The organism is Corallococcus sicarius, from assembly GCF_003611735.1.
Lineage (GTDB): Bacteria > Myxococcota > Myxococcia > Myxococcales > Myxococcaceae > Corallococcus > Corallococcus sicarius.
Map to the genome: position 1 here is coordinate 1 of NZ_RAWG01000774.1, position 414 is coordinate 414.

The window sequence follows — 414 nt, forward strand, 5'->3', positions numbered from 1 at the left end:
GCTTGGTACCGATCCGGACGGTGGCCGGCTGTGCCGCGGTGAGCACCACGGACTGCATGCGATCGCGCTTGACGACCTTGCCGTTGATGGTGGTGATGTTGTAGGTCACACGCGCCTGACCGGGCTTGCCGGGGTTCACCACGACGCGGCGGTCACGGATGAGGTTCGGGTCCTTCTGCTTGATCTCCGGCGGCTTCACCGCCTCCTCGACCGTGCTGGTCTCGGTCCGGATCCGGGTCACCTTGATCTTCATGTCCTTGCTGACCGGCGTCTCGGGTGCGGGCTCTACCTTGTCGGTGGGCGCCAGCGGGTTGCCGAGGGCCGCGAGGAGATCACGCACGGTCTGGGCGGCGACCGTCGGATGCAGGGTCGCGGTGCCGTCGGTCAGGCTCACGGGCTTGGGCAGGGCGAGGT

Annotated in this window: 1 protein-coding gene; it reads right to left on the reverse strand. The window is 67.9% G+C overall.

Annotated elements, in window-relative coordinates:
• The coding region (locus D7X12_RS42095; RefSeq protein WP_120630604.1) for a resuscitation-promoting factor at positions 1-414 on the reverse strand (414 nt) is incomplete at both ends.